Origin of the sequence: Breoghania corrubedonensis (genome assembly GCF_003053845.1) — a bacterium.
In the GTDB taxonomy this organism is placed as follows: domain Bacteria; phylum Pseudomonadota; class Alphaproteobacteria; order Rhizobiales; family Stappiaceae; genus Breoghania; species Breoghania corrubedonensis.
Genome location: NZ_QAYG01000004.1, coordinates 204,757 through 227,074, shown reverse-complemented (window position 1 = coordinate 227,074; position 22,318 = coordinate 204,757). Strand labels below are relative to the sequence as shown.

Below are 22,318 nucleotides of genomic sequence, written 5' to 3'. Positions count from 1 at the left end.
TGGCAACCTGTCGCTCATTTAAGTTGTGCCGCGTGATTGCAGTTCGGGAACTGGCTACAACCTAGAAAGCGGCGATTGGCCGGCCCGGTCCGTTCCACCAGATGACCCGCGCGACACGTGGGATATTGCTGCTTGGGGGCGCCGTCTACGCTCTCGAAGCGGAGGTTGTCGCCAGCGATCTCGGAAAGTTCTCGGATGTACCGAGATGGTTCACGACAGTTGCTCAGCAGAAACACGCCGCGGCTTGCGCGCGACAGGGGGACGTAGAACAGGCGTCGCTCTTCCGCATACCCGAAGGTTTCGGGTCGAGGTTCGGAGAATGCGGTATGTCGCCTGCGCCCGGTCCCCGTGCCGCCAGACAGCAGCAATCATCCTTTCATTGCCACAAGCAGCCGGTCGGCTTCCGGCCCCAAGGCAGACGGACCGCAACGCGCCCTCATACTGGTCGTTCGCGATTGTGGCGCAAGCTCCCGTAAGCAGCCATTCGCTGCGCTCTGTTCCAAGGTCCGGACAGGGCGGGGAACGGTCTTTCGCTGCGCAGCGCATAAATATCAGCAAGGATCAGGTAGTGGACTTGGCGGCGCGTTACGTTGGCCATTCAGGCAAGTTATAGCGGTCGCTTTAGATTTGATTCAGGCTGAAAGCAGCAGCACCGCCGCCATTCTCTAAACCGACTTAGCTGAGTAAACCAGCGTTCGGAAAACCCGGAGCGGTTCAGTTTGGACTTCTATGGGCCGGAGACGAATAAACCGCTTACGGCTGCCCACACGGACCCCGGTAGGGTAGGTTGAAACGCGATTGCCAAGCCGATAATGCTCGCAGTTCCGGCGACAAGCTGAAACGTCCGGCTCTCTGCGGCGAAGTTGACGAAAGTCCGAAGCCTTCCGCCGTGCATCTCCCACCACGTTGTGTTGGTCTTCAGAGAACGGTCCCGGGCGCGGCCCGCAAGATTGGCTATCATGTCCACCTTACGCAACGTAGACTGGTGAAGGCCGACAAAGTTTCCCTGTTCGAAAGCCTCTGCCTCAGACGCGCCGTTCAGGAAGTCTCTTGGCTGAATCTTGTTCTTCTCGAGAAGTGTCGTCAGTCTTGGGTGTCCCGTGTATCCCACGCCGTAAATGTCGATCAGCAGGCGAGCGAGGTCGAATTTGTTCTCGTCCGAGATAGTGAACGTAGGGTTGCCACCTAAAACACGGTATCTGTGCTCGATTGCGGCGAAGCCATAGTTGATGTCCCTCATGTTCCAGTGGAGATACTTCATACCTCGGTGCCCACCTACATGCGCGAAGAAGGCGTCCAGCATCTTCCGCTCTAAGGCATCGTAATGTGCGTTGATCCCAGCAAGATCTATGCCGTCCAGCTCTGCGACTTGATGGATGGAGAAAGAGACAGTTTGACCTGAGTCAAGCTTGCGAACTGCAATCGATGTGATCCTGGGAGAGCGTCCGTCCGTCCGATCATAGAAGCTCTCACATGAGTAATGCGTCACCCAGACATTCGCTGCGTCATTAAAGAGACATTCAATGATTTGCCTGGATATCTTCTGCCGTCTGGGGTCGGGTGCTGACAAGTTTCATAGCCTTCAAGATTTGACATCGTGACTTAGGTTGGCAAATGCCTCGCGACTTTAGAGCCTCGTTGTCTACTGTCCAACCCGCATTCATGCCAAGTCGTGTTGAAGATACGAAGTTCCGGTACCGTCAACATAGCGCCGTCTCTCACAATTTTTCTATTCGCGTTCTGTTCGGCACCGAGCAAGCTGCTCCCGGTGTCACGGTCTGCTTTATGGGCGAAAGCGACTGTGCGCCTTCGACGCATCAACGTCTGCCTTCTGATTTCGCCATCGAAAAGCAGACTATCCGCTGACGGCCCCATTTTTGCCCTTCATGGCTCGCAACCCCACGAAGGAAAACCAGCACTAAAGCCTGGTCAAAAACATGAAAACCCGCCGATCGGATCCGATCGGCGGGTTTTCATTTGGCTGGAAGAATGTGCCTGATTTCTCAGATTTCCTCACAGAGGCAATCTGTTGCGCTCATTGAGGCGGACTTTGCTTCTCTCAGGCCATCCTTTGCTATCTCAGACACCAACGGCCGTGTCGGCGATCAGCTGCAGCCGCTGGTGCCGCCGCAGGTGTCGCATTTCAGGCAGGTGCCGTTGCGCACCATCGTGAAGTTGCCGCATTCCGAACAGGCCTCGCCCTCGTAACCCTTCATGCGGGCCTGAGCGACGCGCTGGGCGACGGAGGCCTGTGCCGCATGAATGGCCGTCGGCGGGGTCGCCTCGGCTTCGGGAGCCGGCGACATCTCCGGCGCTTCCTCGACATCGAGATCGCGCTTGAAGGCGGTCGCCGCACTGCCGCGGGCGATCGAGGTGACCGGCGTGGAGGTCGCCTTCGGGGTCGACTGCTTGGCCGCTCCCGCCGGCTCTCCGGAGCCGCCGATCAGCCGGAAGCGATCCGTATGGCCGCGCACCAGCCCCTTGGACACGATCATCTGGCTCGCCTGGCCTTCCTTCTCGCCGTCGCCCATCACGGTGTTGCCGATCGTGTCCGGATTGACATGGGCAAGATCGTTGCGGCCGAGATAGGAAACAGCCAGTTCGCGGAAGACGTAGTCGAGGATCGACGTGGCGTTCTTGATCGCCTCGTTGCCCTGCACCATGCCGGCCGGTTCGAACCGGGTGAAGGTGAACGCCTCCACATATTCCTCGAGCGGCACGCCATACTGCAGACCCAGCGAGATGGCGATGGCGAAGTTGTTCATCATCGCGCGGAAGGCGGCGCCTTCCTTGTGCATGTCGATGAAGATCTCGCCGAGCCGGCCGTCATTGTACTCGCCCGTGCGCAGGTACACCTTGTGACCGCCGACGACCGCCTTCTGGGTGTAGCCCTTGCGACGACCGGGCAGCTTTTCGCGTTCGCGCTCGCGCTCGTAGATGACGCGCTCGACGATCTTCTCCGCGACCTTGGCGGCCTGGGCGGAGACGGGCAGGGCGGCGAGTTCCTCGATCGCATCCTCCTCGTCGTCCTCATCGGCGATGAGCGAGGCGTTGAGCGGCTGGGAGAGCTTGGAGCCGTCGCGATAGAGCGCGTTGGCCTTCAGCGCGAGCCGCCAGGACAGCGTGTAGGCTTCCTTGCAATCCTCGACCGTCGCATCGTTCGGCATGTTGATCGTCTTGGAGATCGCGCCGGAGATGAACGGCTGGGCCGCCGCCATCATGCGGATGTGGCTTTCCACCGAGAGATAGCGCTTGCCGACCTTGCCGCACGGATTGGCGCAATCGAAGACCGCGAGGTGTTCGTCCTTCAGATGCGGGGCACCTTCCAGCGTCATCGCACCGCAGGCGTGGATGTTGGCCGCCTCGATTTCCTTCCTGGAGAAGCCAAGATGGGTGAGGAGGTCAAACTCCGCGTCGTCGAATTTCTCCTGAGGCACCTCCAGCGCGGCCATCTGCTCGTCGCCGATCGTCCAGCGGTTGAAGACGAACTTGATGTCGAAGGCCTGCTTCAGCGCGCCCTTGATCGTCGCGATCGTGGCATCGGAGAAACCCTTCGCCTTCAGCGTGGCGGTGTTGATCGCCGGCGCCTGGTCGATCGAGCCGTGGCCAACCGCATAGGCCTCGATCTCGGCGATCTGGGCCTCGGAGTAGCCGAGGGTGCGCAACGCTTCCGGCACCGCGCGGTTGATGATCTTGAAGTAGCCGCCGCCGGCCAGCTTCTTGAACTTCACCAGCGCGAAGTCGGGTTCGATGCCGGTGGTGTCGCAGTCCATCACGAGGCCGATCGTGCCGGTGGGCGCGATGACGGAGACTTGCGCATTGCGGTAGCCGTGCGCCTCTCCAAGCTCGAGTGCCCGGTCCCAGGCGAGTACCGCCCGCTCGACCAGAGCGGTGTCGGAGCAGGAGGCATGGTCGAGCGGCACCGGATTGACCGCCAGTTCCTCGTAGCCGCCCGCTTCGCCGCGCGCGGCGCGGCGGTGGTTGCGGATGACGCGCAGCATGCTCTCCCGGTTGGGGGCAAACTGCGGGAAGGGACCGAGTTCCTTCGCCATCTCGGCCGAGGTCGCGTAGCACACGCCGGTCATGATGGCGGTCAGGGCGCCACCGATCGCACGGCCTTCTTCGCTGTCGTAGGGAATGCCCTTGGTCATCAGCAGGCCGCCGATATTGGCGTAGCCGAGACCCAGCGTGCGGTACTCGTAGGACTGCTTGGCGATCTGCTTGGACGGGAACTGCGCCATCATGACGGAGATCTCGAGAACGATGGTCCACAGCCGAACGGCGTGCTCGTAGTTCTCGGTCTCGATCCGCTTGGTGTCCTTGTCCATGAACTGGAGCAGGTTCAGCGAGGCGAGGTTGCAGGCAGTGTCGTCAAGGAACATGTATTCCGAGCACGGGTTGGACGCGTTGATGCGACCGCCGGCCGGGCACGTGTGCCAGTCGTTCATGGTGGTGTTGAAGTGCAGGCCGGGGTCGGCCGACGCCCAGGCGGCGTAGCCGATCTGGTCCCACAGCTCGCGGGCCTTCAGCGTCTTGTGCACCTTGCCGTCGATGCGACGGATCAGGTTCCAGTCGCCGTCGGCTTCGACCGCACGCAGGAATTCATCTTGGATGGAGACGGAATTGTTGGAGTTCTGGCCCGAAACGGTGAGGTAGGCCTCCGAATCCCAGTCCGTGTCGTAGGTCTTGAATTCGATGTCGTGATAGCCTTGGCGGGCGAACTGGATGACGCGCTTGATATAGTTCTCGGGAACCTGAGCCTTCTTGGCGGCGCGCACTTCGCGCTTCAGCGCCGGGTTCTTGTTCGGATCGAAGCAGTCGCCGTCCGGGCCCTGGCAGTTCACGCAGGCCTTCATGATCTGCTTGAGGTGCTTGGCAACAGTCTTGGAGCCGGTGACCAGCGCCGCGACCTTCTCTTCCTCGTGCACCTTCCAGTTGATGTAGGCCTCGATATCGGGATGGTCGATGTCGACTACGACCATCTTGGCCGCGCGGCGCGTGGTGCCGCCGGACTTGATGGCGCCGGCCGCGCGATCGCCGATCTTGAGGAAGGACATCAGGCCGGACGACTTGCCGCCGCCCGAGAGGCGCTCGCCTTCGCCGCGAAGGCGGGAAAAGTTGGAGCCGGTGCCCGAACCGTACTTGAACAGGCGCGCCTCGCGCACCCACAGGTCCATGATACCGTTTTCGTTGACGAGATCGTCATCGACGGACTGGATGAAGCAGGCATGCGGCTGGGGGTGCTCGTAGGACGACTTGGATTTGGTCAGCTTGCCGGTTTCGGGGTCAACGTAGTAGTGGCCCTGGCCCGGGCCGTCGATGCCGTAGGCCCAGAACAGACCGGTGTTGAACCACTGCGGGGAGTTGGGCGCCACCTTCTGTGTCGCCAGCATGAAGCGCAGCTCGTCGAAGAAGGACTGGGCGTCGGCCTCGCCATCGAAATAGCCGCCCTTCCAGCCCCAATAGGTCCAGGTGCCGGCCAAACGGTCGAAGACCTGGCGGGCATCCATTTCAGACCCGTAGCGGGCATCCTCGTCGAGTTCGCCAAGCGCATCCACGTCCGGGACGGATCGCCACAGCCAGGAGGGGACGGAATTTTCCTCGATCCGCTTCAGGCGCGCCGGGACGCCCGCCTTGCGGAAGTACTTCTGTGCGAGGATGTCGCTCGCGACCTGGGAGAACTGCGCCGGCACGGCGATGTCTTCCAGGCGGAACACGATGGAGCCGTCCGGATTCCGGATCTCGCTCGTTGTGGTGCGAAACTCGATTGTCGCGTAGGGCGACTGGCCCTCGCTCGTGTATCGCCGTTCGATGCGCATTCTCTGACCCCCTCGTCGACTTCGAGCCGACAAAAGCAATATATCGCCGCATCCCGGGTTTGGCCGCACCATCCCCGGGCTCTAATAGACACCTGGCCTGCTGATGACGTCCCGGTCATTGCCAGGGCATCTTGTTGTGGGAGATGGGTCCGCTACCAAATATAGGTCAGCAGCCGCTCCCAGTCACGCATAGATCCCCAATTACGGACACGAAAAACCCACCCGCAGCATGTGCGCAGAAGGCAAATACGATGATCCGTTGAAGGAGGAGTACGCTGGCCGTGAGAGCCATCCCCGTCGCCGTTCAGCGACATGTCCGGAAGCTAGTCCGACTCGTCGTAAACCGTCAAGCTGTTGTGGTTGGGTAAATCGAGCCGTCTAAATGTTGTGTACAGGCTGTGAATGTCGGGGAGAGTTCGAAAAGTCCCGCGATATCAGTCACCGGGCGCTCGACATTGAGGATCCGCTTCAGCGAATTCGTCGCACCGGCGATCCCCACATCTTGTGGTTAGTCCGTATTCGGCCCTGTGGTTAACCCATCCGCAGGGGGCGGAGACGAAAGTCCCCGATGGAACCGTCACGAATGACGATGATACAAACGACCGGACGCCATGGGCAAACCGGTGTTGCGATGTAAATTTAATGTGGTTCTTGAGCAAGGCTTAACGCTCGCCTTTCATAATCCGCGCGTATTGGAAGGTGGTTTGTCCGGCGGACCATCCGGCCCGCCTTTTGGAAGCCGCTTCGAAGGACTGGCGATTTCTCGATGAAGAAGATCATGCGGCACAGTCTGGCCTACAACGTGCCGCTCGAATCGCTCGACGTGGTTGTCGTCGAGGATTCCAAGCAGATGCAGACGATCATCCGCTCTGTTTTGGGCGCGATGCGGGTCCAGCGTGTGCGCACTTTCGATTCGGCGGAAAAGGCCCTGCAGGCCATGCTGAGCGAGCCGCCGCACCTGATTATCACCGATTGGCGGATGGAGCCGATCACCGGCTACCAGCTGCTGCGATCGATTCGTCATCGACGAATGGCGCCGCTGTGTTTCGTCCCGGTTCTGATGGTGACGGCACACGGTACGCGCTCGCTTGTTGAAAAGGCGCTGAGGGCCGGCGCCCACCACGTGCTCGTGAAGCCTCTGGCGCCCACGGCCCTGCACCAGCGTATGGAATGGATCATCCGTGATGCGCGCAAGCTCGTTCTGGAGCCGGGGCAGGACTTCTTTGTCATCGAAGGCGTCGCACAGGCGCTTGCCGTTCAGAGCGAGCGGCGTCAGGCGCTCGATCAGGCGCGACTGCACCATGCGCGCTCCAATGGCGCGGCAGGTCTGGGCAAAAGACCCAAGCCCAAGGAACAGGACGAGCCGCTGGAACTGGTCGAGCCAAAGCGGTCCCGCGGGATGGGGGACCTCATCACGCCCAGGGCAGGGGGAGGCAAGGCGGCTTCTCCGGTCACGGAGGAGGTGGTGAAGGTTCGCGCGGCCTCGGGGGCGGGAGAAGGTCAAGCAAAGCGCAGCGGCGTCGCGCCTGGAATGCCGCCTGCGAAGGCGGGAGCGAAACCCGCCGCCAAACCCCAGACGTCGGCACCGGCAGGAAAAGGCTCGACCGCGAGTGGGCCCGCGGGAATCAGGCCTGCAGCCAAACCGGTCGCCACGAGCGGGCAGGAGCGACCCGGTTCCGTGCCCGACAAGGGCGACAAGCAAGGCAACCGGCACCGGCGTTCACCTGGTCTGTGAACGCGCTTATCCATTTCGCTCATGCAGAGCGCCCACGAGCGCATTTTTGTCGGGCGAACGTTCATGCGGTAATCCGCACGTTCGTCGCGATTGACGCCGCGTGCCGGCCAGCCTGTCGCGCCGTGGGGCCTCATCGGGCTGGACAGGGGCGGTCGTGGGCGTCATAGTCCGCGCAAATTCCAAGACAAGTCGGATGCGACGATGAAGACCTTCCTGCTTCAGATTTTCACCTGGTGGAACGGGCAGACGCTCGGAACGCGCTTCTTCACATGGCGAAAGGGCGAATTCGTCGGCGAGGACGAATTCGGAAATCGCTATTTTCGCACGCGTGACAATGCCCGACGCTGGGTGATCTATAACGGTCCCGCCGAGGCGAGTACCATTCCCGCGGGCTGGCATGGCTGGATGCACCATCGCGTGGATACGCCGCCGAGCGAAGGCGACTACCACCCCAAGCCCTGGCAGAAGGGGCACAAGGCGAACCTTACCGGGACCGCGCGTGCCTACCGTCCGCACGGCTCGATCCTGACACCGGAATCGCGACCGCAAGTCAGCGCCGACTACGACGCCTGGACGCCGGAGGCCTGAGCCTCGAAAAGCGGTCGCCTCTTGCCGCTGAACTCGCCTGGTGGCCGTTAGCCGGAAAATCGATGACAGTCACAGATGTGGCTGGTGTGAGAGCCCTCGGTATTACCGGGGGCTTTTTGATTCCGCCCGCTTGCTTGCTCCGTTCGGAATGTGGCGCGCACTTTCCGTCGGTGGTCCCGATCATGGCTCCTGCATACGGTTGCGGAAGTAGGCGAGCCTTCGAACCTGACCGGGAAAACGAGCGTATTTGGGGTGCAGTTGCACCTTAGAGTGAATAAAATGTAGGGGAAGCCTGTTTGAATACAGTCATTTAAGTAGCCTTTTCCACTGCGGCATTTTGCAAAGTTGATGTTTAATTTCAAGAATATAGCGTTGGCACCAGGATCACTCTTCATCTTTCTTCACAGGTTGGCTGCCATGGATATGGGCATTCTCCCCGCTCTCGGTTCCACACTGGATGAGACGGCGGGACCGGCCGTCTTCGTTTCCCCAACGTCGCCGCCGTCTCGCGCCGTCGCGAGCGAACGCGGCTTTCCGCTGGCGATGGCGACGCCCGGCAGCAACCTGCGGCTGGTGTCCTACGGATGCGGGCGCAATGCGCAGCGCCGGCTGGCTGATCAGGGGCTGACCGTCGGGGTCTCCATATCGGTCGTCAGCAACGACGCGTGCGGGCCGATGATCGTCGGCGTGCGAGGTGTGCGGATTGGGCTTGGCAAGGGGCTCGCACACAAGGTGATGGTTGCGCCACTGGAGACAAACCTATGACCCGCCTCGATGAACTCCGCGTGGGCGATGTCGCCCGGGTAACGGGATATTCCGATCGCACCAGTTCCTATCGCCGCAGGCTCCTGTCGATGGGGCTGACGCCGGGCTCCGTGGTCAAGGTGGTGCGCAAGGCACCGCTCGGCGATCCGATCGAAATCGACCTTCGGGGCACGTCGCTGAGCGTTCGCAAGGACGAGGCGCGGATCGTCTCCATCGAGATCGATTGACGAGCATACCCAGTCGCCGCGTGCGGCAAGGAAGGCCGAAGCAATGAAAAATATCACCGTCGCTGTTGTCGGCAATCCAAATTGCGGCAAGACAACACTTTTCAACGTGCTCACCGGTACCCGCCAGAAGGTCGGAAACTGGCCGGGCGTGACGGTGGAGCGAAAGACGGGGCAATTCCGGCTTCCCGAGACCTTGGTGAGCGTGGTCGACCTGCCGGGCACCTATTCGCTCGGACCGTGCGAGACGTCGCTCGATGAACGCATAGCTCTCGAATACGCGGTTTCCGGTGAGGCTGACGTTCTCGTCAATATTGTCGATGCCTCCAACCTCGAACGCCATCTCTATCTGACGACGCAGCTCCTGGAGATGCGGGTGCCGATGATCGTCGTGCTGAACATGATGGACATCGCTCAGCAGAACGGTGTCGCGGTCGATGTGGCCGAACTGGAACGCCGGCTCGGCTGTCGTGTTCTCACCGTGGTGGCGAGCCGGGGGCAGGGCGTGGACGGGCTCAAGCAGGCCATGATCGAGGCGGCGGAAACGAAGGCACTTCCTTGCCAGGCGCCGCGCTACGACGGTGCGGTGGAACGCGCGCTCGCGGAGATTGCTGGCCAGCTGCCAGCCTCTTCCTACGATACGCGCTGGCAGGCGCTGCAGATGCTGGATGGCGACGAACGTCGGATCGCCGCGCTTCCTTCGGACCTTGCCAATACGGTCCGCGAAACCATGGTTTCGGTGGAAGAGGAGGCGGGCGAGGATCTCGATATCATGCTGGCGGATCGACGCTACCGGTTCGCGGCAGAGGCGGTGCAGGCGGCGGTGACGCGGCCGCGCCAGGCGTCCACGACGCTGACCGACCGCATCGACCGGATCGTGCTTCACAGGGCGCTCGGCATCCCGATCTTTCTGGTGATGATGTATCTGATGTTCATGTGGACCATTAACGTGGGCAGCGCCTTCATCGATTTCTTCGATATCGGCGTGGGTGCCGTGATGGTTGACGGGCTTGGCCATCTGATGCGCACGCTTGGTGCGCCCGACTGGCTGGTCGTGGTCCTCGCAAACGGTATCGGCGGCGGTATCCAGACCATCGCGACCTTCATCCCCGTGATAGGATGTCTCTATATCTTCCTGTCTCTGCTGGAAGATTCCGGCTACATGGCACGTGCCGCCTTCGTCATGGACCGTTTCATGCGGTCCTTCGGACTGCCCGGCAAGGCTTTCGTGCCCCTGATCGTCGGCTTTGGCTGCAACGTTCCGGCGATCATGGCGACGCGGACGCTGGAGAACGAGAACGACCGCAAGGCGGCGGTGATGATGGCACCGTTCATGTCGTGCGGCGCGCGGTTGCCCGTCTATGCGCTGTTCGCCGCCGCGTTCTTCCCCACCAACGGGCAGAATATCGTCTTCGGGCTCTATCTTGTCGGCATCGCGGCCGCAGTCTTGACGGGATATATGCTGCGCTCCACGCTGCTGCGCGGGGAAACGTCGCCGCTCGTCATGGAACTGCCGCCCTATCACATGCCCACGCTGCGCAACATGCTGATGCACAGCTGGGATCGTCTGCGGACATTCATCCTCGGGGCCGGGCGTGTCATCGTGCTGATGGTCGCCGTGCTCTCTGTGCTCAACCTGGTGGGAACGGACGGTTCTTTCAACAAGGTGAAGCCTGAAAACTCGGTGCTTGCGACTGTCAGCAAGGCCGTCGTGCCCGTCTTCAAGCCGATGGGGCTTGAGGAGAACAACTGGCCGGCCGTGGTCGGCATCGTCAGCGGTGTGCTGGCCAAGGAGGCTGTCGTCGGCACGCTCGACCAGCTCTATGGCGCGCTTGCCGACGACGGGTCGGCGGATGCGGATGACGATGGCCGCACCACCTTGCAGATCGTCGGCGATGGTCTTGCCGAGGCTTTCGCGACAATCCCGGCAAATCTGGCGGCGCTGACCGATACGCTCACCGACCCGTTGGGGATCAGCGTAGGCGACGTGGATTCCATCGACAAGGCGGCGGAGGAGCAGGACGTCGCAACCGGAACCTTCGGCGAGATGCAGGCGCGTTTTGCCGGTGTCGCTGGCGCCTTCGCCTATCTGCTGTTCACCCTGCTCTACATGCCTTGCACCGCAGCCGTGGGCGCGATCTATCGCGAGGTCGGCGGGCGCTGGACGCTGTTCGCCGTCGGCTGGACGCTGTGGGTCGCCTACGGCGCGTCGGTTATCGCCTTTCAGGTTTCCCAGGCCGGGCAGGCGCCGGTAAGGGCGCTCACGTGGATTGCCGTCGTGCTCGCGGTGTTCGCGACCGCGATCGCGGCGATGCGTCAGAAGGGAAGCCGCCGCCAAAGTGCTGTTGTGGCACAGGCGGCGGAGTGACGAGCTTGGATGTCAGCCGCCTTGATGCGACGGGGCGGCGTTGGAGAGATGAATCATGGCTGGCTTGAGGGAATTGCGGGACGCGTTGCGCGCGGAGCGGAAGCTGTCGCTGCAGACACTCGCCCTTCGCAGTGGCTCTTCCACGTCCGCTGTCGAGGCGATGCTGGTGCAGTGGGAACGCAAGGGGCGGGTCGTGCGGCACGGGCCGACGGACTGCGGCGGCGGGGGCTCCTGCTGCTGCGCGAAGAACTGTCCGAGTGCCGTCGTCTACGAATGGGTGGCGGAGTAGAGTTGATCCGCTGACAAGGGGGGCGATCTCGAACCTGCTGACCATTTCCCCCGTGGGTATATCGAAACGAAAACGCCCCTTCCTTGCCGTGCGCGAAGGAAGGGGCGTTTTCTATTTCTTGCTCAGCCGGGCGCGCTGGTTCAGGCAGCGGTGTCGATGGCGGCGAGCCGGCGATCGACATAGCTGCCGCAGTTCCCGATAAGCTCGTCGATATGGCCTTCGAAGAAGTGGTTGGCACCCGTGATCGTCTGATGATCGATGACGATGCCCTTCTGGGTCTTGAGCTTGTCCACCAGCGTCTGAACGTCCTTGGTCGGCACCACCTTGTCGGAATCGCCGTGGATGATGAGGCCGGAGGAGGGGCAGGGGGCCAGGAACGAGAAGTCGTTGAGGTTCGCGGGCGGGGCGACCGAAATGAAGCCTTCGACCTCGGGCCGGCGCATCAGCAGCTGCATGCCGATCCAGGCGCCAAAGGAGACGCCCGCGATCCAGCAGGCGCGCGCATCCGGATGCACGCTCTGCACCCAGTCGAGTGCCGATGCCGCGTCGGACAGTTCTCCCTGGCCGTGATCGAACGAGCCCTGGCTGCGGCCGACACCACGGAAATTGAAGCGCAGCACGGCAAAGCCGCGCTTCGCGAACATGTAATACATCTGGTACACGATCTGATTGTTCATCGTGCCGCCAAACTGCGGATGCAGATGCAGGATCAGCGCTATCGGGGCCGTGCGCTCCTTGGCGGGGTGGAACCTGCCCTCGATTCGGCCGGCCGGACCGTTGAAGATGACTTCAGGCATAGATACGGATCGTCCTTCTCGCCTTCTGGCGGATGCGGGGTTTGAAGATTCTTTTCTAGGGCGCCATTTCTTGACTTGGAGCGGCTGTCTTCCTAAAACCTTGTTTAGAATAATTCGAAAGATGCGCGACCAACCGCCACCGTGGCAGCATTTGGGGTGCGTCCCTTGAAGCTCTGTGCTGTTATCGTCACGACGGCGGTGAATTTCAAGGATTTCCGTATGGCCTTAACGCCACAATGGGGCTACGACGCGAATCGGAAACGGTAACAACCATAGGCTAGGGCACGATCGGGCTGTCATGCTGCGGTTGCAGGAACGAGCGGAATCGAGGGAATGAACGCGGGCTCCCGCATCTATCTGGACCACAATGCGACGACGCCGCTCCGGCCGGCTGCGCGCGATGCGATGGTCGTGGCCCTTGGCGGGCCTGCCAACGCGTCCTCGGTCCATGGCGAGGGGCGGGCGGCGCGTGGGCTTGTCGAATCCGCGCGCAGGTCGCTGGCGGCGGCCACCGGCGCGAAGGTCAAGAATATCGTGTTCACCAGCGGCGCGACCGAAGCGAACGTTACGGTCCTGACGCCGAATATCAGCGTATCCGGGCAGTTGCGGCCGGCCACCCGCCTCTTTGTCGGCGCCACGGAGCATGCTTCCGTACTCTCCGCAGGCCGCTTCGACCCACGCCGCGTGACGATACTGCCGGTTACCGGTGACGGTGTCATTGACAAGTCGCAGGCAGAAAGGCTCGTGCGCGGGGAGGCGGAGGCCGGCGGCGTGCCGCTTGTTTCGGTGATGGCGGCCAACAATGAGACCGGGGTCGTTCAGCCCTTGGCCGGGATCTCGCGAATCGTTCGCGATGCCGGTGGTTACTTGCATGTGGATGCCGTTCAGGCGTTGGGCCGTATCCCAGTGTCGATCGGCGCGTGGGATTGCGACATTATGTCGGTCTCCTCGCACAAGATCGGCGGGCCGCAGGGCGTGGGCGCGATTGTCTACGGGCGCGACGACCTTCGCGCCGCACCGCTGATCACCGGCGGAGGCCAGGAAGGCCGGCACCGGGCCGGCACCGAGAATGTCGCCGCGATCGCCGGTTTCGGTGCCGCCCTGGAAGAGTTGGCCGTTGCGGAAGAAGCTGCGCGAATAACCGCGCTCCGGGATTGGCTGGAAGCGGAATTGCGCCATATATACGGGGACACGGTCGTTTTCGGACGCGATGTGCCGCGCCTGCCCAACACGATCAGTTTCGCTGTGGCGGGTATGGTCGCGGAAACCGCGCTGATCGCTTGCGATCTGGCCGGAGCGGCGGTCTCGTCGGGTTCGGCGTGTTCGTCGGGAAAGGTTTCTTCTTCTCATGTGCTCGAGGCCATGGGCGTGCCGGTGGATCTTGCGCGCGGTGCGCTGAGGCTGAGCCTCGGCTGGACGAGCACACGGGAAGATGTCGAGCGCTTCGCCGAAATCTGGCGCGGGCTCGTGAACAGGATGAAACCGGCGAAAGCCGGGAAGGCGGCCTGACGGTCGCCACTTGCGAAGACGTCCGGTTCGGCCGGGCGGGCGGTGCTTGCGTATCGTCGGTTCAAATACGTGAGACTTCGACAACACGCGGTTCTTGACCCGCGCTGGATGGAGAGGCCAATGCCTGCAGTACAAGAAACGGTCGACCGCGTTCGGGAGATCGAGGTTGAGCAATACAAATACGGGTTCGTGACCGATATCGAATCCGACAAGGCCCCCAAAGGGCTCAACGAAGACGTCATCCGCTTCATTTCCGCCAAGAAGGGCGAGCCGGAGTGGATGCTGGACATACGGCTCGATGCCTATCGCCGCTGGCTCACCATGGAAGAGCCGACCTGGGCGCGGGTGAGCTATCCCAAGATCGATTTCAACGATCTCTATTATTATTCCGCGCCCAAGAAGTCCGGCGACGGGCCTAAGAGCCTCGACGAGGTCGATCCGGAGCTGCTGGCGACCTACGAGAAGCTCGGTATCCCGCTTCGCGAGCAGGAAATCCTGGCCGGCGTAGAACCTAAGAACCGCGTCGCGGTCGATGCGGTGTTCGACAGCGTGTCGGTGGTCACCACCTTCAAGAAGGAACTGGCCAAGGCCGGCGTCATCTTCTGCTCCATCTCCGAGGCGCTGCGCGAGCATCCGGACCTGGTGAAGAAGTATCTGGGCTCGGTCGTGCCGATCTCCGACAATTTCTATGCGACCCTCAATTCGGCGGTCTTCTCCGACGGCTCGTTCGTCTACGTGCCCGAAGGCGTGCGCTGCCCGATGGAGCTGTCGACCTACTTCCGTATCAACGAGCAGAATACCGGCCAGTTCGAGCGCACGCTGATCATCGCGGAGAAGGGGGCCTACGTTTCCTATCTCGAAGGCTGCACGGCGCCCCAGCGTGACGAGAACCAGCTTCATGCGGCCGTGGTCGAACTCGTCGCCATGGAAGATGCGGAGATCAAGTACTCCACCGTCCAGAACTGGTATCCGGGCGACGCGGACGGGCGTGGCGGTATCTACAACTTCGTCACCAAGCGCGGCGACTGCCGCGGCGCGCGCTCCAAGATCTCGTGGACGCAGGTCGAGACCGGGTCGGCCATCACCTGGAAATACCCCTCCTGCATCCTGCGCGGTGACGACAGCCGCGGCGAGTTCTATTCGATCGCCATTTCCAACGGCCATCAGCAGATCGACTCGGGCACCAAGATGATCCACCTCGGCAAGAACACGTCGAGCCGGATCATTTCCAAGGGCATTTCGGCGGGCAAGTCGCAGAACACCTATCGCGGCCTTGTCTCTGCCCACCGCAAGGCGTCGAACGCGCGCAACTTCACGCAATGCGACAGTCTGCTGATCGGGCAGGACTGTGGTGCGCACACGGTGCCCTACATCGAGAGCAAGAACGCCAGCGCCGTCTTCGAGCATGAGGCGACGACGTCGAAGATCTCCGACGACCAGTTGTTCTACTGCCTGCAGCGGGGCCTGGGTGCGGAGGAGGCGGTGGCGCTCATTGTCAACGGCTTCGTGCGCGACGTCATCCAGCAACTCCCGATGGAGTTCGCGGTGGAAGCGCAGAAGCTGATCTCGATCTCGCTGGAAGGCAGCGTTGGGTGATGGCTGACATCGATGCGCTAGACACCGAAGGCCCGAATATTCGGGTGTTGTACCTTAACAGGTATGCCGACGAGGTCGTTGACGGCTATCGGGAAAACATTGATCAGGCGGAATGCGCGTTGGGCGCGCAATCCTTGTCCGGATACGTCGCGAAAGTCGCCGAAGATGCGTCGATCGAGGTCAAGATCTCGGTTGAGGAGAATGTTGTTTCGATCGACCACCCCTCGGGACGGTCCCTGGAAGTGACGGTCTTCGACTACGAGGCGATGGACGCGGTCTACACGCCACTTCCCGACGACGAAGGTCTTTTGTCGACACCTCTTATGGTGCTTTTCCCTGAACTCGACAGAAGCGGGACCTCTTACCTGGTCGAGCAAATCGTCGAACATGGTTTCATCGATATCCCGGATGCGGATGATGAGACCGGCAGCGAGAGCACCGAATAGAACAAGGCCAGCCGTGCAGCGATCCCACTGGGCTACGCGCAACAGGCTGATGGATAGGAAATCTGAAAATGGCACTGCTCGAAATCAAGAACCTGCATGCCCGCATCGCCGAGGACGGCACGGAAATCCTGCGCGGGGTCGATCTCACCGTGAATGCCGGTGAGGTCCATGCCATCATGGGGCCGAATGGCTCCGGCAAGTCGACGCTCTCCTATGTGCTCGCCGGCAAGGAGGACTACGAGGTCACCGAAGGCGAAGTTCTGTTCAACGGCGAGAACATCCTGGAGATGGGGCCGGACGAGCGGGCGGTGGCCGGCATGTTCCTGGCCTTCCAGTACCCGATCGAGATTCCGGGCGTGGCGACCATGACCTTCCTGAAGGCCGCGCTCAATGCCCAGCGCAAGGCGCGCGGGCTTGGTGAATTGCCGACACCGGACTTCATGAAGCTTGTTCGCGAGAAGGCGAACAAGATGAACATCACACCGGACATGCTGAAGCGTCCGCTCAATGTCGGTTTCTCCGGTGGCGAGAAGAAGCGCTCCGAAATCCTGCAGATGGAACTGCTGGAGCCGACGCTCTGCGTGCTCGACGAGACGGACAGCGGCCTCGACATCGACGCCTTGAAAGTGGTTTCGGACGGCGTCAACCGTCTGCGCTCGCCGGAGCGCGCGATGGTTGTCATCACCCACTACCAGCGTCTGCTCGATCACATCGTGCCGGATATCGTCCACGTGCTGTCCGCTGGCCGGATCGTCAAGACGGGCGGGCCGGAGCTGGCGCTGGAGCTGGAGAAGAACGGCTACGCGGACTACATCGGCGAAGCGGCTTAATCGGGCACGGAGGCAAGCGACATGACAGCGGACAACGAGACGCTGCGCACGGCTGCCGAGCGTGCGCTGATCGAACAATACGAAGCAGCGCCCACCGCCGATGCGGTCAAGCTGCTGCGTGAAAAGGCGATCGCGGGCTTTCGCTCGCGCGGCCTGCCCAACCGGCGCGTGGAGGAGTGGAAATACACCGATCTGCGCCGCGGCATGAGCGAGGCCCTGCCGATCGCTGAGGCGCCTGAGGCCGGCGAGGCGAGGGCCGCCGTTGATGCGGTGGCCGGTTTCGGCGACATGGCAGGCGCCCGCATCGTCTTCGTCAACGGGCTGTATGTGCCGGAGCTTTCCGACATAGCCGGCATCGAGGGGCTGACCATCACTTCGCTTGCCACAGCCCTCGGTGAGGCGCGGCCGCAGGGACTGGGCGATCTGGCCGGGACCGTGACCGACAGTGCGCTTGATCTCAATACCGCCTTCATGCGTGACGGTGCGCTGATCGAGGTTGCGGCCGGAGCCACGATAGACAGGCCTGTCGAGATCCTGCACGTGGCGACCGGAGAGCCGGCGGCGACGTACACGCGCCATGTGGTCCATGTGGGCACGGGCGCGAAAGTTCGCTTCAACGAGGTCTATTCCGGCAAGGGCCGCTACCAGACCAACACGGCGATCGAGTTTTCGGCCGACAAGGGGGCGGACGTCTCCTGGATCAAGCTCCAGAACGAGGGGCACCAGGCACAACACCTGTCCACCTTCGTCTCGGCGCTCGAGGCCGAGGTCGGCTTTGACCACTTCGTCTTCAATTCCGGCGGCCATCTTGCCCGCACGCAGGTTTTCCTGCGCTTCAACGGCGAAAATGCGCGTGCGGGTCTTCGCGGCACGATGCTCATCACCGAGGACCAGCATTCCGACGTGACGCTGGTGGTCGATCACGCCGTGCCCAATTGCGTAAGCCGCGAGTTCTACAAGTCCGCCATCGACGGCAAGGCCAAGGGTGTGTTCCAGGGCAGGATCAACGTCTTCCAGCATGCGCAGAAGACGGACGGCCAGATGATGTGCCAGGCGCTGCTGCTGTCGGATGAAGCAGAGATGGCCTACAAGCCGGAACTGGAGATCTTCGCCGACGACGTTCAATGCGCGCATGGTGCGACGTCCGGCCAAATCGACGCGGAGCTGATGTTCTACCTGCAGGCCCGCGGTATCCCGGAAGCGGAAGCCAAAACGCTGCTGATCCTCGCCTTCCTGTCGCAGGTGATCGAGGAAATCGGCGACGAGCAGGCCGTGGAGGCGTTGGAAGAACGCACCCGCACCTGGCTCGGCTATTGAGGACGGATGCGATGAACGACGCAGCCCCCATCCAGGACACGGCCGGTTACGATGTCGAGAAGGTGAGGGCGGACTTTCCCATCCTCGCCCGCGAGATCTACGGCAAGCCTCTGGTCTATCTCGACAACGGCGCGTCCGCTCAAAAGCCGAAAGCCGTGCTCGATCGCATGATGAAGGCCTATTCTGAGGAATACGCCAACGTCCATCGCGGTCTGCACTATCTTTCCAACACGGCGACGGAAGCTTACGAGGCGGCGCGTGAGAGCGTGCGCCGGTTCCTCAATGCCCCGACGACGGACGAGATCGTCTTCACGCGCAACACGACGGAGGCGATCAATCTGGTCGCCTATTCCCACGCCATGCCGCGCATCGGCGAGGACGACGAGATCATCGTCTCCATTCTGGAGCACCATTCCAACATCGTGCCCTGGCATTTTCTGCGCGAGCGGCAAGGTGCGGTGCTGAAATGGTCGCCGATCGCGGATGATGGCTCCTTCCTCGTGGAGGAGTTCGAGAAACTCATCACCGCGCGCACCAAGCTGGTGGCGATCACGCAGATGTCGAACGTCACGGGCACAGTCGTGCCGGTGAAGGAGATCTGCCGGATTGCCCACGAGCATGGCGTGCCGGTGCTGGTCGACGGAAGCCAGTCTGCCGTTCACATGCCGGTCGACGTGCAGGATCTCGACTGCGATTTCTTCGTTCTGACGGGGCACAAGGTCTACGGCCCGACGGGCATCGGCGTGCTTTACGCCAAGAAGGAGCGGCTTGCCGCGATGCGGCCCTTCAACGGCGGCGGCGAGATGATCCTCGACGTGACCGAGGACATGGTGACCTACAACGATCCGCCGCACCGCTTCGAGGCGGGGACGCCGGCGATCGTGCAGGCGATTGGACTTGGCGCCGCGCTCGACTATATGCAGGGGCTGGGGCGCGAGAACATCGCCGCGCACGAGAACGCCCTTCGCGACTATGCGCATTCGGAGCTCTCGAAGATCAATTCGCTGAGGATCTTCGGCAATGCGCCCGGCAAGGGCGCCATCGTTTCGTTCGAGATGGAAGGGGTTCATGCGCACGATATCTCGACCATCATCGATCGTGAGGGTGTCGCGGTCAGGGCCGGGACGCATTGCGCCCAACCCTTGCTCGCACGCTTTGGGGTGACGTCCACGTGCCGCGCTTCCTTCGGGCTCTATAACACCCTGGAAGAAGTCGACCGCCTCGCCGAAGCGCTGAAAAAGGCACAGAGATTCTTCTCTTAAGGACAGACGCGATGACCGAAGACACGAGCATCCCGGAAGGCTCCACCGAAACGATGGAGATGGGGACACCCGAAACGGCCGCGCCTGTGCAGTCTGGCGCGGGCGATGCCGCGGCACCGGCCGAAAGCGGTTCGGCACTGCCGGCCGAGGAGATCGCGCGGCTCACCGACGATATCGTTGCGGCACTGAAGACGGTCTATGACCCGGAAATTCCGGTCGACATCTTTGAGCTGGGGCTGGTCTACAAGGTGGATATCGAGGACGACCGTTCCGTCAACATCGACATGACGCTGACCGCGCCGGGCTGTCCGGTCGCCGGCGAAATGCCCGGCTGGGTGCAGGACGCCGTTTCCTCCGTACCGGGCGTTGGAACGGTCGACATCAGCATGGTGTTCGATCCGCCGTGGGATCCCAGCCGCATGTCGGACGAGGCACGCGTGGCGCTTAACTGGTTCTAGAGGTGGGCAAGGGTTCCGCCTTGAACCAAATGCACCAGTAACAAGAAGGACTTGGACACAGATGGGCAAGTTTCAGGTCATCACGCTGACGGACGCGGCAGCAGAGCGCGTTCGGGATATCATGGCAAATTCCGGCAAGGACGCCCTCGGCCTCAAGGTTGGCATCAAGAAGGGCGGCTGTGCGGGGATGGAATATACGCTCGACTATGTGAGCGAAGCCGATCCGGCCGACGACATGGTCGAGACCAAGGGGGTACGTGTTTACGTCGATCCATCCGCGGTGCTCTTCCTGCTCGGCACGGAAATGGACTACGAGGAGACGAAGCTGCGCAATGGCTTTGTCTTCAACAATCCGAACCAGACATCGGCGTGCGGCTGCGGCGAGTCGGTGGAGATCACGCCTGCAAGCCCGGAGGCGCTGGCGCATTGATGGCTCCGTCCTCGTCGCTATTCGAACGGCTCAAGGCGGCGGCGTCGGACGAATGGTCCGCCTATACCGACCACGCCTTCGTGCGTGGGCTCGGCGACGGTTCGTTGCCGCAAGCGTGCTTCCGCCACTATCTGGCGCAGGACTATCTCTTCCTCATCCACTTCGCGCGCGCCTATGCGCTGGCGGTCTACAAGTCGCGCAATCTCGCTGACATGCGTTCGGCGGGCAAGACCATGTCCGCGCTGCTCGACATGGAGATGGGGCTGCACGTGAGGCTGTGCGCGGGCTGGGGACTGAGCGAAGCGGATCTTGAGGCGACACCCGAAGCGTCCGCAACCATGGCCTATACGCGCTACGTTCTGGAGGAGGGGATGCGCGGCGATCTGCTCGACCTGCACGTCGCTCTCGTCCCCTGTGTCATCGGTTATTGGGAAATCGGCAAGGCGCTCGCTGCCTGGCCCGGAGCGCTCGAAGAGATCAACCCCTATCATGAATGGATCGGGGAATATTCGACTGAAGCGTACCGGGAGGTCGCCGAGGAGGCCAGCGCCCGGCTGGACAGGCTTGCGGGGGGAAATCTCAGCGAGTCGCGTTTCGCCGATCTGGTCCGCATATTCCGACAGGCGACGAAGCTGGAAGTCGATTTCTGGCAGATGGGCCTCGATCTTGCCGATTGAGGCATCAGGCGTTGCGAAGACGCCTTTCAGGCGACCGCAGCCTCGATATCCAGGTCCCTCTCGCATTTCACGAGGTTCCTGCCGGCGCGCTTGGCACTGTAAAGAGCCGCATCGGCGCGGCCGATGATCCCGTTCGGCGTATCGCCCGGGCGGAAACTTGCAACCCCGATCGAAATCGTGATCCGGCCGAGGTTCTCGCCGGTAGAGCGCTTGACCAACTCCTTGCAGATCACGGATTTGCGGATGTGTTCGGCAACGCTATAGGCCTGTTCCATGCTCGAGCGGGGTAGAATGACGGCAAATTCCTCGCCACCGTAACGGCAGGCAATGTCTTGCGCCTTGACGTTCTGTTTCACCGAAAGTCCGACCAGCCGCAGGACCTGATCTCCGGTCTGGTGGCCGTAATTGTCATTGAACTGCTTGAAATGGTCGATGTCGGTGAGGAGCAGGGAGAGAGGTTCGTTGACGTCTCCAGCCTGTCGAACGGCGCGGGTGATCGCTTCGTCGAAATGGCGGCGGTTGGCGAGCGTGGTCAACTCATCGGTCAGTGATTCGAAGCGGATCGCTTCAAGACTCTCCTGAAGTCCCGATATCTGCTGATTGGATTCGTAGAGCTGTTCTTCCAGCTTTCGGTTATGAGAAACCGTTTCGTTGGTCGCGGCGACGATCGTTGAAATGATCTCCGAGAACTGCTCGCGAGTGGTCGCGTGTTCGAGAGCCTTCGTCACGCCGCCAAGTGCTTCCGCGTATTTTGAATTGGCAGACAGGCCGGCGGAGAAGATCTCGAGAACCTCCCCGATTTCCTCCGACAGCCTGGAGCCGACGGAATCGATGCGGTCGCTCAGCCGGTTGGGGCATAGAAATCTGTTGTAAACGTTCTGAACCTCATCGGGCGTAATGCCGCCCTTCTTGCCCAGGATGTCGTTTACGGCCTTGTTGAGCGAATAATTGAACCCGGCGGAATAAGTATACCAAAGTTCATAATTGCGCGGATAAGCCGGCAATTCGTTTTTCTTCAGATAAGCTAACGCCGTGTCGCCGTAAACGATCGTACGCTTGAAATCGTCACGTTGGCTCATTTTGCTGTCCAAACGGCGGAAATTAGCTCTTCATCGAAAGGGTATAGTTGGATTTCCTTATATTGACACGAAATAAATTAACCATGGGTTAAGTGCGGTAACGCGACGCTCGAACGGTGCATTTCTGTC

At 61.6% G+C, this 22,318-nt stretch carries 20 protein-coding genes; 15 read left to right on the top strand and 5 right to left on the bottom strand.

Annotated features, from left to right (window positions below):
• Positions 1-14: 14 nt before the first annotated feature.
• The 3 genes from C8N35_RS24375 to C8N35_RS13235 form a co-directional block, all read right to left on the bottom strand.
• Positions 15-236: a topoisomerase DNA-binding C4 zinc finger domain-containing protein gene (locus C8N35_RS24375; protein ID WP_281261775.1), complete on the bottom strand. Its 222-nt coding sequence runs from the start codon at positions 234-236 to the stop codon at positions 15-17.
• Between the two features lie 491 nt (positions 237-727).
• Positions 728-1,303, bottom strand: a complete 576-nt coding sequence (locus tag C8N35_RS13240; RefSeq protein WP_210203516.1) for a hypothetical protein — start codon at positions 1,301-1,303, stop codon at positions 728-730.
• A gap of 802 nt (positions 1,304-2,105) precedes the next feature.
• A complete protein-coding gene (locus C8N35_RS13235; protein ID WP_107990176.1) occupies positions 2,106-5,819 on the bottom strand; it encodes a vitamin B12-dependent ribonucleotide reductase in 3,714 nt (1,237 codons plus the stop codon).
• A gap of 766 nt (positions 5,820-6,585) precedes the next feature.
• On the opposite strand from C8N35_RS13235, the gene C8N35_RS13230 reads away from it, so the two are divergent.
• From C8N35_RS13230 to C8N35_RS13205, 6 genes are all read left to right on the top strand, one after another.
• The gene (locus C8N35_RS13230) at positions 6,586-7,554 is read left to right on the top strand and encodes a response regulator (RefSeq protein ID WP_107990175.1); all 969 of its coding nucleotides are present in this window, start codon (positions 6,586-6,588) and stop codon (positions 7,552-7,554) included.
• 201 nt (positions 7,555-7,755) lie between these two features.
• Positions 7,756-8,142, top strand: a complete 387-nt coding sequence (locus tag C8N35_RS13225; protein WP_107990174.1) for an NADH:ubiquinone oxidoreductase subunit NDUFA12 — start codon at positions 7,756-7,758, stop codon at positions 8,140-8,142.
• 417 nt (positions 8,143-8,559) lie between these two features.
• Positions 8,560-8,907 (top strand): FeoA family protein, encoded by a 348-nt coding sequence (locus tag C8N35_RS13220; protein ID WP_170122096.1) that lies wholly within the window; start codon positions 8,560-8,562, stop codon positions 8,905-8,907.
• Positions 8,904-9,134 (top strand): FeoA family protein, encoded by a 231-nt coding sequence (locus tag C8N35_RS13215; RefSeq protein WP_107990172.1) that lies wholly within the window; start codon positions 8,904-8,906, stop codon positions 9,132-9,134. The genes C8N35_RS13220 and C8N35_RS13215 overlap by 4 nt, the downstream gene beginning before the upstream one ends.
• Before the next feature lie 43 nt (positions 9,135-9,177).
• A complete protein-coding gene (feoB, locus tag C8N35_RS13210) occupies positions 9,178-11,499 on the top strand; it encodes a Fe(2+) transporter permease subunit FeoB (protein ID WP_107990171.1) in 2,322 nt (773 codons plus the stop codon).
• 55 nt (positions 11,500-11,554) lie between these two features.
• Positions 11,555-11,788, top strand: a complete 234-nt coding sequence (locus tag C8N35_RS13205) for a FeoC-like transcriptional regulator (protein WP_107990170.1) — start codon at positions 11,555-11,557, stop codon at positions 11,786-11,788.
• A 140-nt stretch (positions 11,789-11,928) separates the two neighbouring features.
• On the opposite strand, the gene C8N35_RS13200 is transcribed toward C8N35_RS13205, so the two are convergent.
• Complete coding sequence (locus C8N35_RS13200; protein WP_107990169.1) at positions 11,929-12,585, bottom strand: alpha/beta hydrolase; 657 nt, start codon at positions 12,583-12,585, stop codon at positions 11,929-11,931.
• Positions 12,586-12,918: 333 nt separating this feature from the next.
• On the opposite strand from C8N35_RS13200, the gene C8N35_RS13195 reads away from it, so the two are divergent.
• The 9 genes from C8N35_RS13195 (at position 12,919) to tenA (ending at position 21,110) form a co-directional block, all read left to right on the top strand.
• Positions 12,919-14,094: a cysteine desulfurase family protein gene (locus C8N35_RS13195; protein ID WP_107990168.1), complete on the top strand. Its 1,176-nt coding sequence runs from the start codon at positions 12,919-12,921 to the stop codon at positions 14,092-14,094.
• A gap of 120 nt (positions 14,095-14,214) precedes the next feature.
• Positions 14,215-15,690 carry a Fe-S cluster assembly protein SufB gene (gene sufB / locus C8N35_RS13190; protein ID WP_107990167.1) on the top strand — a complete coding sequence of 492 codons (1,476 nt, stop codon included), beginning with the start codon at positions 14,215-14,217 and terminating at the stop codon, positions 15,688-15,690.
• Entirely contained in the window at positions 15,690-16,136 is a 447-nt protein-coding gene (locus C8N35_RS13185) for a hypothetical protein (RefSeq protein WP_107990166.1), read from the top strand. Before sufB ends, C8N35_RS13185 begins: the two co-directional genes overlap by 1 nt.
• A gap of 74 nt (positions 16,137-16,210) precedes the next feature.
• Positions 16,211-16,966: a Fe-S cluster assembly ATPase SufC gene (gene sufC / locus C8N35_RS13180; protein WP_107990303.1), complete on the top strand. Its 756-nt coding sequence runs from the start codon at positions 16,211-16,213 to the stop codon at positions 16,964-16,966.
• A gap of 21 nt (positions 16,967-16,987) precedes the next feature.
• A complete protein-coding gene (gene sufD / locus C8N35_RS13175; protein WP_107990165.1) occupies positions 16,988-18,283 on the top strand; it encodes a Fe-S cluster assembly protein SufD in 1,296 nt (431 codons plus the stop codon).
• Between the two features lie 11 nt (positions 18,284-18,294).
• Complete coding sequence (locus tag C8N35_RS13170; RefSeq protein ID WP_107990164.1) at positions 18,295-19,545, top strand: cysteine desulfurase; 1,251 nt, start codon at positions 18,295-18,297, stop codon at positions 19,543-19,545.
• Positions 19,546-19,556: 11 nt separating this feature from the next.
• Entirely contained in the window at positions 19,557-20,003 is a 447-nt protein-coding gene (locus C8N35_RS13165; RefSeq protein ID WP_428977109.1) for an SUF system Fe-S cluster assembly protein, read from the top strand.
• 61 nt (positions 20,004-20,064) lie between these two features.
• Positions 20,065-20,433: a Fe-S cluster assembly scaffold SufA gene (gene sufA / locus C8N35_RS13160; protein ID WP_107990163.1), complete on the top strand. Its 369-nt coding sequence runs from the start codon at positions 20,065-20,067 to the stop codon at positions 20,431-20,433.
• Positions 20,433-21,110, top strand: a complete 678-nt coding sequence (tenA, locus tag C8N35_RS13155; RefSeq protein ID WP_107990162.1) for a thiaminase II — start codon at positions 20,433-20,435, stop codon at positions 21,108-21,110. The genes sufA and tenA overlap by 1 nt, the downstream gene beginning before the upstream one ends.
• 26 nt (positions 21,111-21,136) lie before the next feature.
• Here tenA and C8N35_RS13150 read toward each other — a convergent pair whose 3' ends face one another.
• Positions 21,137-22,189, bottom strand: a complete 1,053-nt coding sequence (locus C8N35_RS13150; protein ID WP_107990161.1) for a GGDEF domain-containing protein — start codon at positions 22,187-22,189, stop codon at positions 21,137-21,139.
• Positions 22,190-22,318: the final 129 nt, after the last annotated feature.

Coding starts and splice junctions, on each gene's coding strand:
- C8N35_RS13240 (WP_210203516.1), bottom strand. CDS start 1,303: ATGCTGGACGCCTTCTTCGCGCATGTAGGTGGGCACCGAGGTATGAAG.
- C8N35_RS13235 (WP_107990176.1), bottom strand. CDS start 5,819: ATGCGCATCGAACGGCGATACACGAGCGAGGGCCAGTCGCCCTACGCG.
- C8N35_RS13230 (WP_107990175.1), top strand. CDS start 6,586: ATGAAGAAGATCATGCGGCACAGTCTGGCCTACAACGTGCCGCTCGAA.
- C8N35_RS13225 (WP_107990174.1), top strand. CDS start 7,756: ATGAAGACCTTCCTGCTTCAGATTTTCACCTGGTGGAACGGGCAGACG.
- C8N35_RS13220 (WP_170122096.1), top strand. CDS start 8,560: ATGGATATGGGCATTCTCCCCGCTCTCGGTTCCACACTGGATGAGACG.
- C8N35_RS13215 (WP_107990172.1), top strand. CDS start 8,904: ATGACCCGCCTCGATGAACTCCGCGTGGGCGATGTCGCCCGGGTAACG.
- feoB (WP_107990171.1), top strand. CDS start 9,178: ATGAAAAATATCACCGTCGCTGTTGTCGGCAATCCAAATTGCGGCAAG.
- C8N35_RS13205 (WP_107990170.1), top strand. CDS start 11,555: ATGGCTGGCTTGAGGGAATTGCGGGACGCGTTGCGCGCGGAGCGGAAG.
- C8N35_RS13200 (WP_107990169.1), bottom strand. CDS start 12,585: ATGCCTGAAGTCATCTTCAACGGTCCGGCCGGCCGAATCGAGGGCAGG.
- C8N35_RS13195 (WP_107990168.1), top strand. CDS start 12,919: ATGAACGCGGGCTCCCGCATCTATCTGGACCACAATGCGACGACGCCG.
- sufB (WP_107990167.1), top strand. CDS start 14,215: ATGCCTGCAGTACAAGAAACGGTCGACCGCGTTCGGGAGATCGAGGTT.
- C8N35_RS13185 (WP_107990166.1), top strand. CDS start 15,690: ATGGCTGACATCGATGCGCTAGACACCGAAGGCCCGAATATTCGGGTG.
- sufD (WP_107990165.1), top strand. CDS start 16,988: ATGACAGCGGACAACGAGACGCTGCGCACGGCTGCCGAGCGTGCGCTG.
- C8N35_RS13170 (WP_107990164.1), top strand. CDS start 18,295: ATGAACGACGCAGCCCCCATCCAGGACACGGCCGGTTACGATGTCGAG.
- C8N35_RS13165 (WP_428977109.1), top strand. CDS start 19,557: ATGACCGAAGACACGAGCATCCCGGAAGGCTCCACCGAAACGATGGAG.
- sufA (WP_107990163.1), top strand. CDS start 20,065: ATGGGCAAGTTTCAGGTCATCACGCTGACGGACGCGGCAGCAGAGCGC.
- tenA (WP_107990162.1), top strand. CDS start 20,433: ATGGCTCCGTCCTCGTCGCTATTCGAACGGCTCAAGGCGGCGGCGTCG.
- C8N35_RS13150 (WP_107990161.1), bottom strand. CDS start 22,189: ATGAGCCAACGTGACGATTTCAAGCGTACGATCGTTTACGGCGACACG.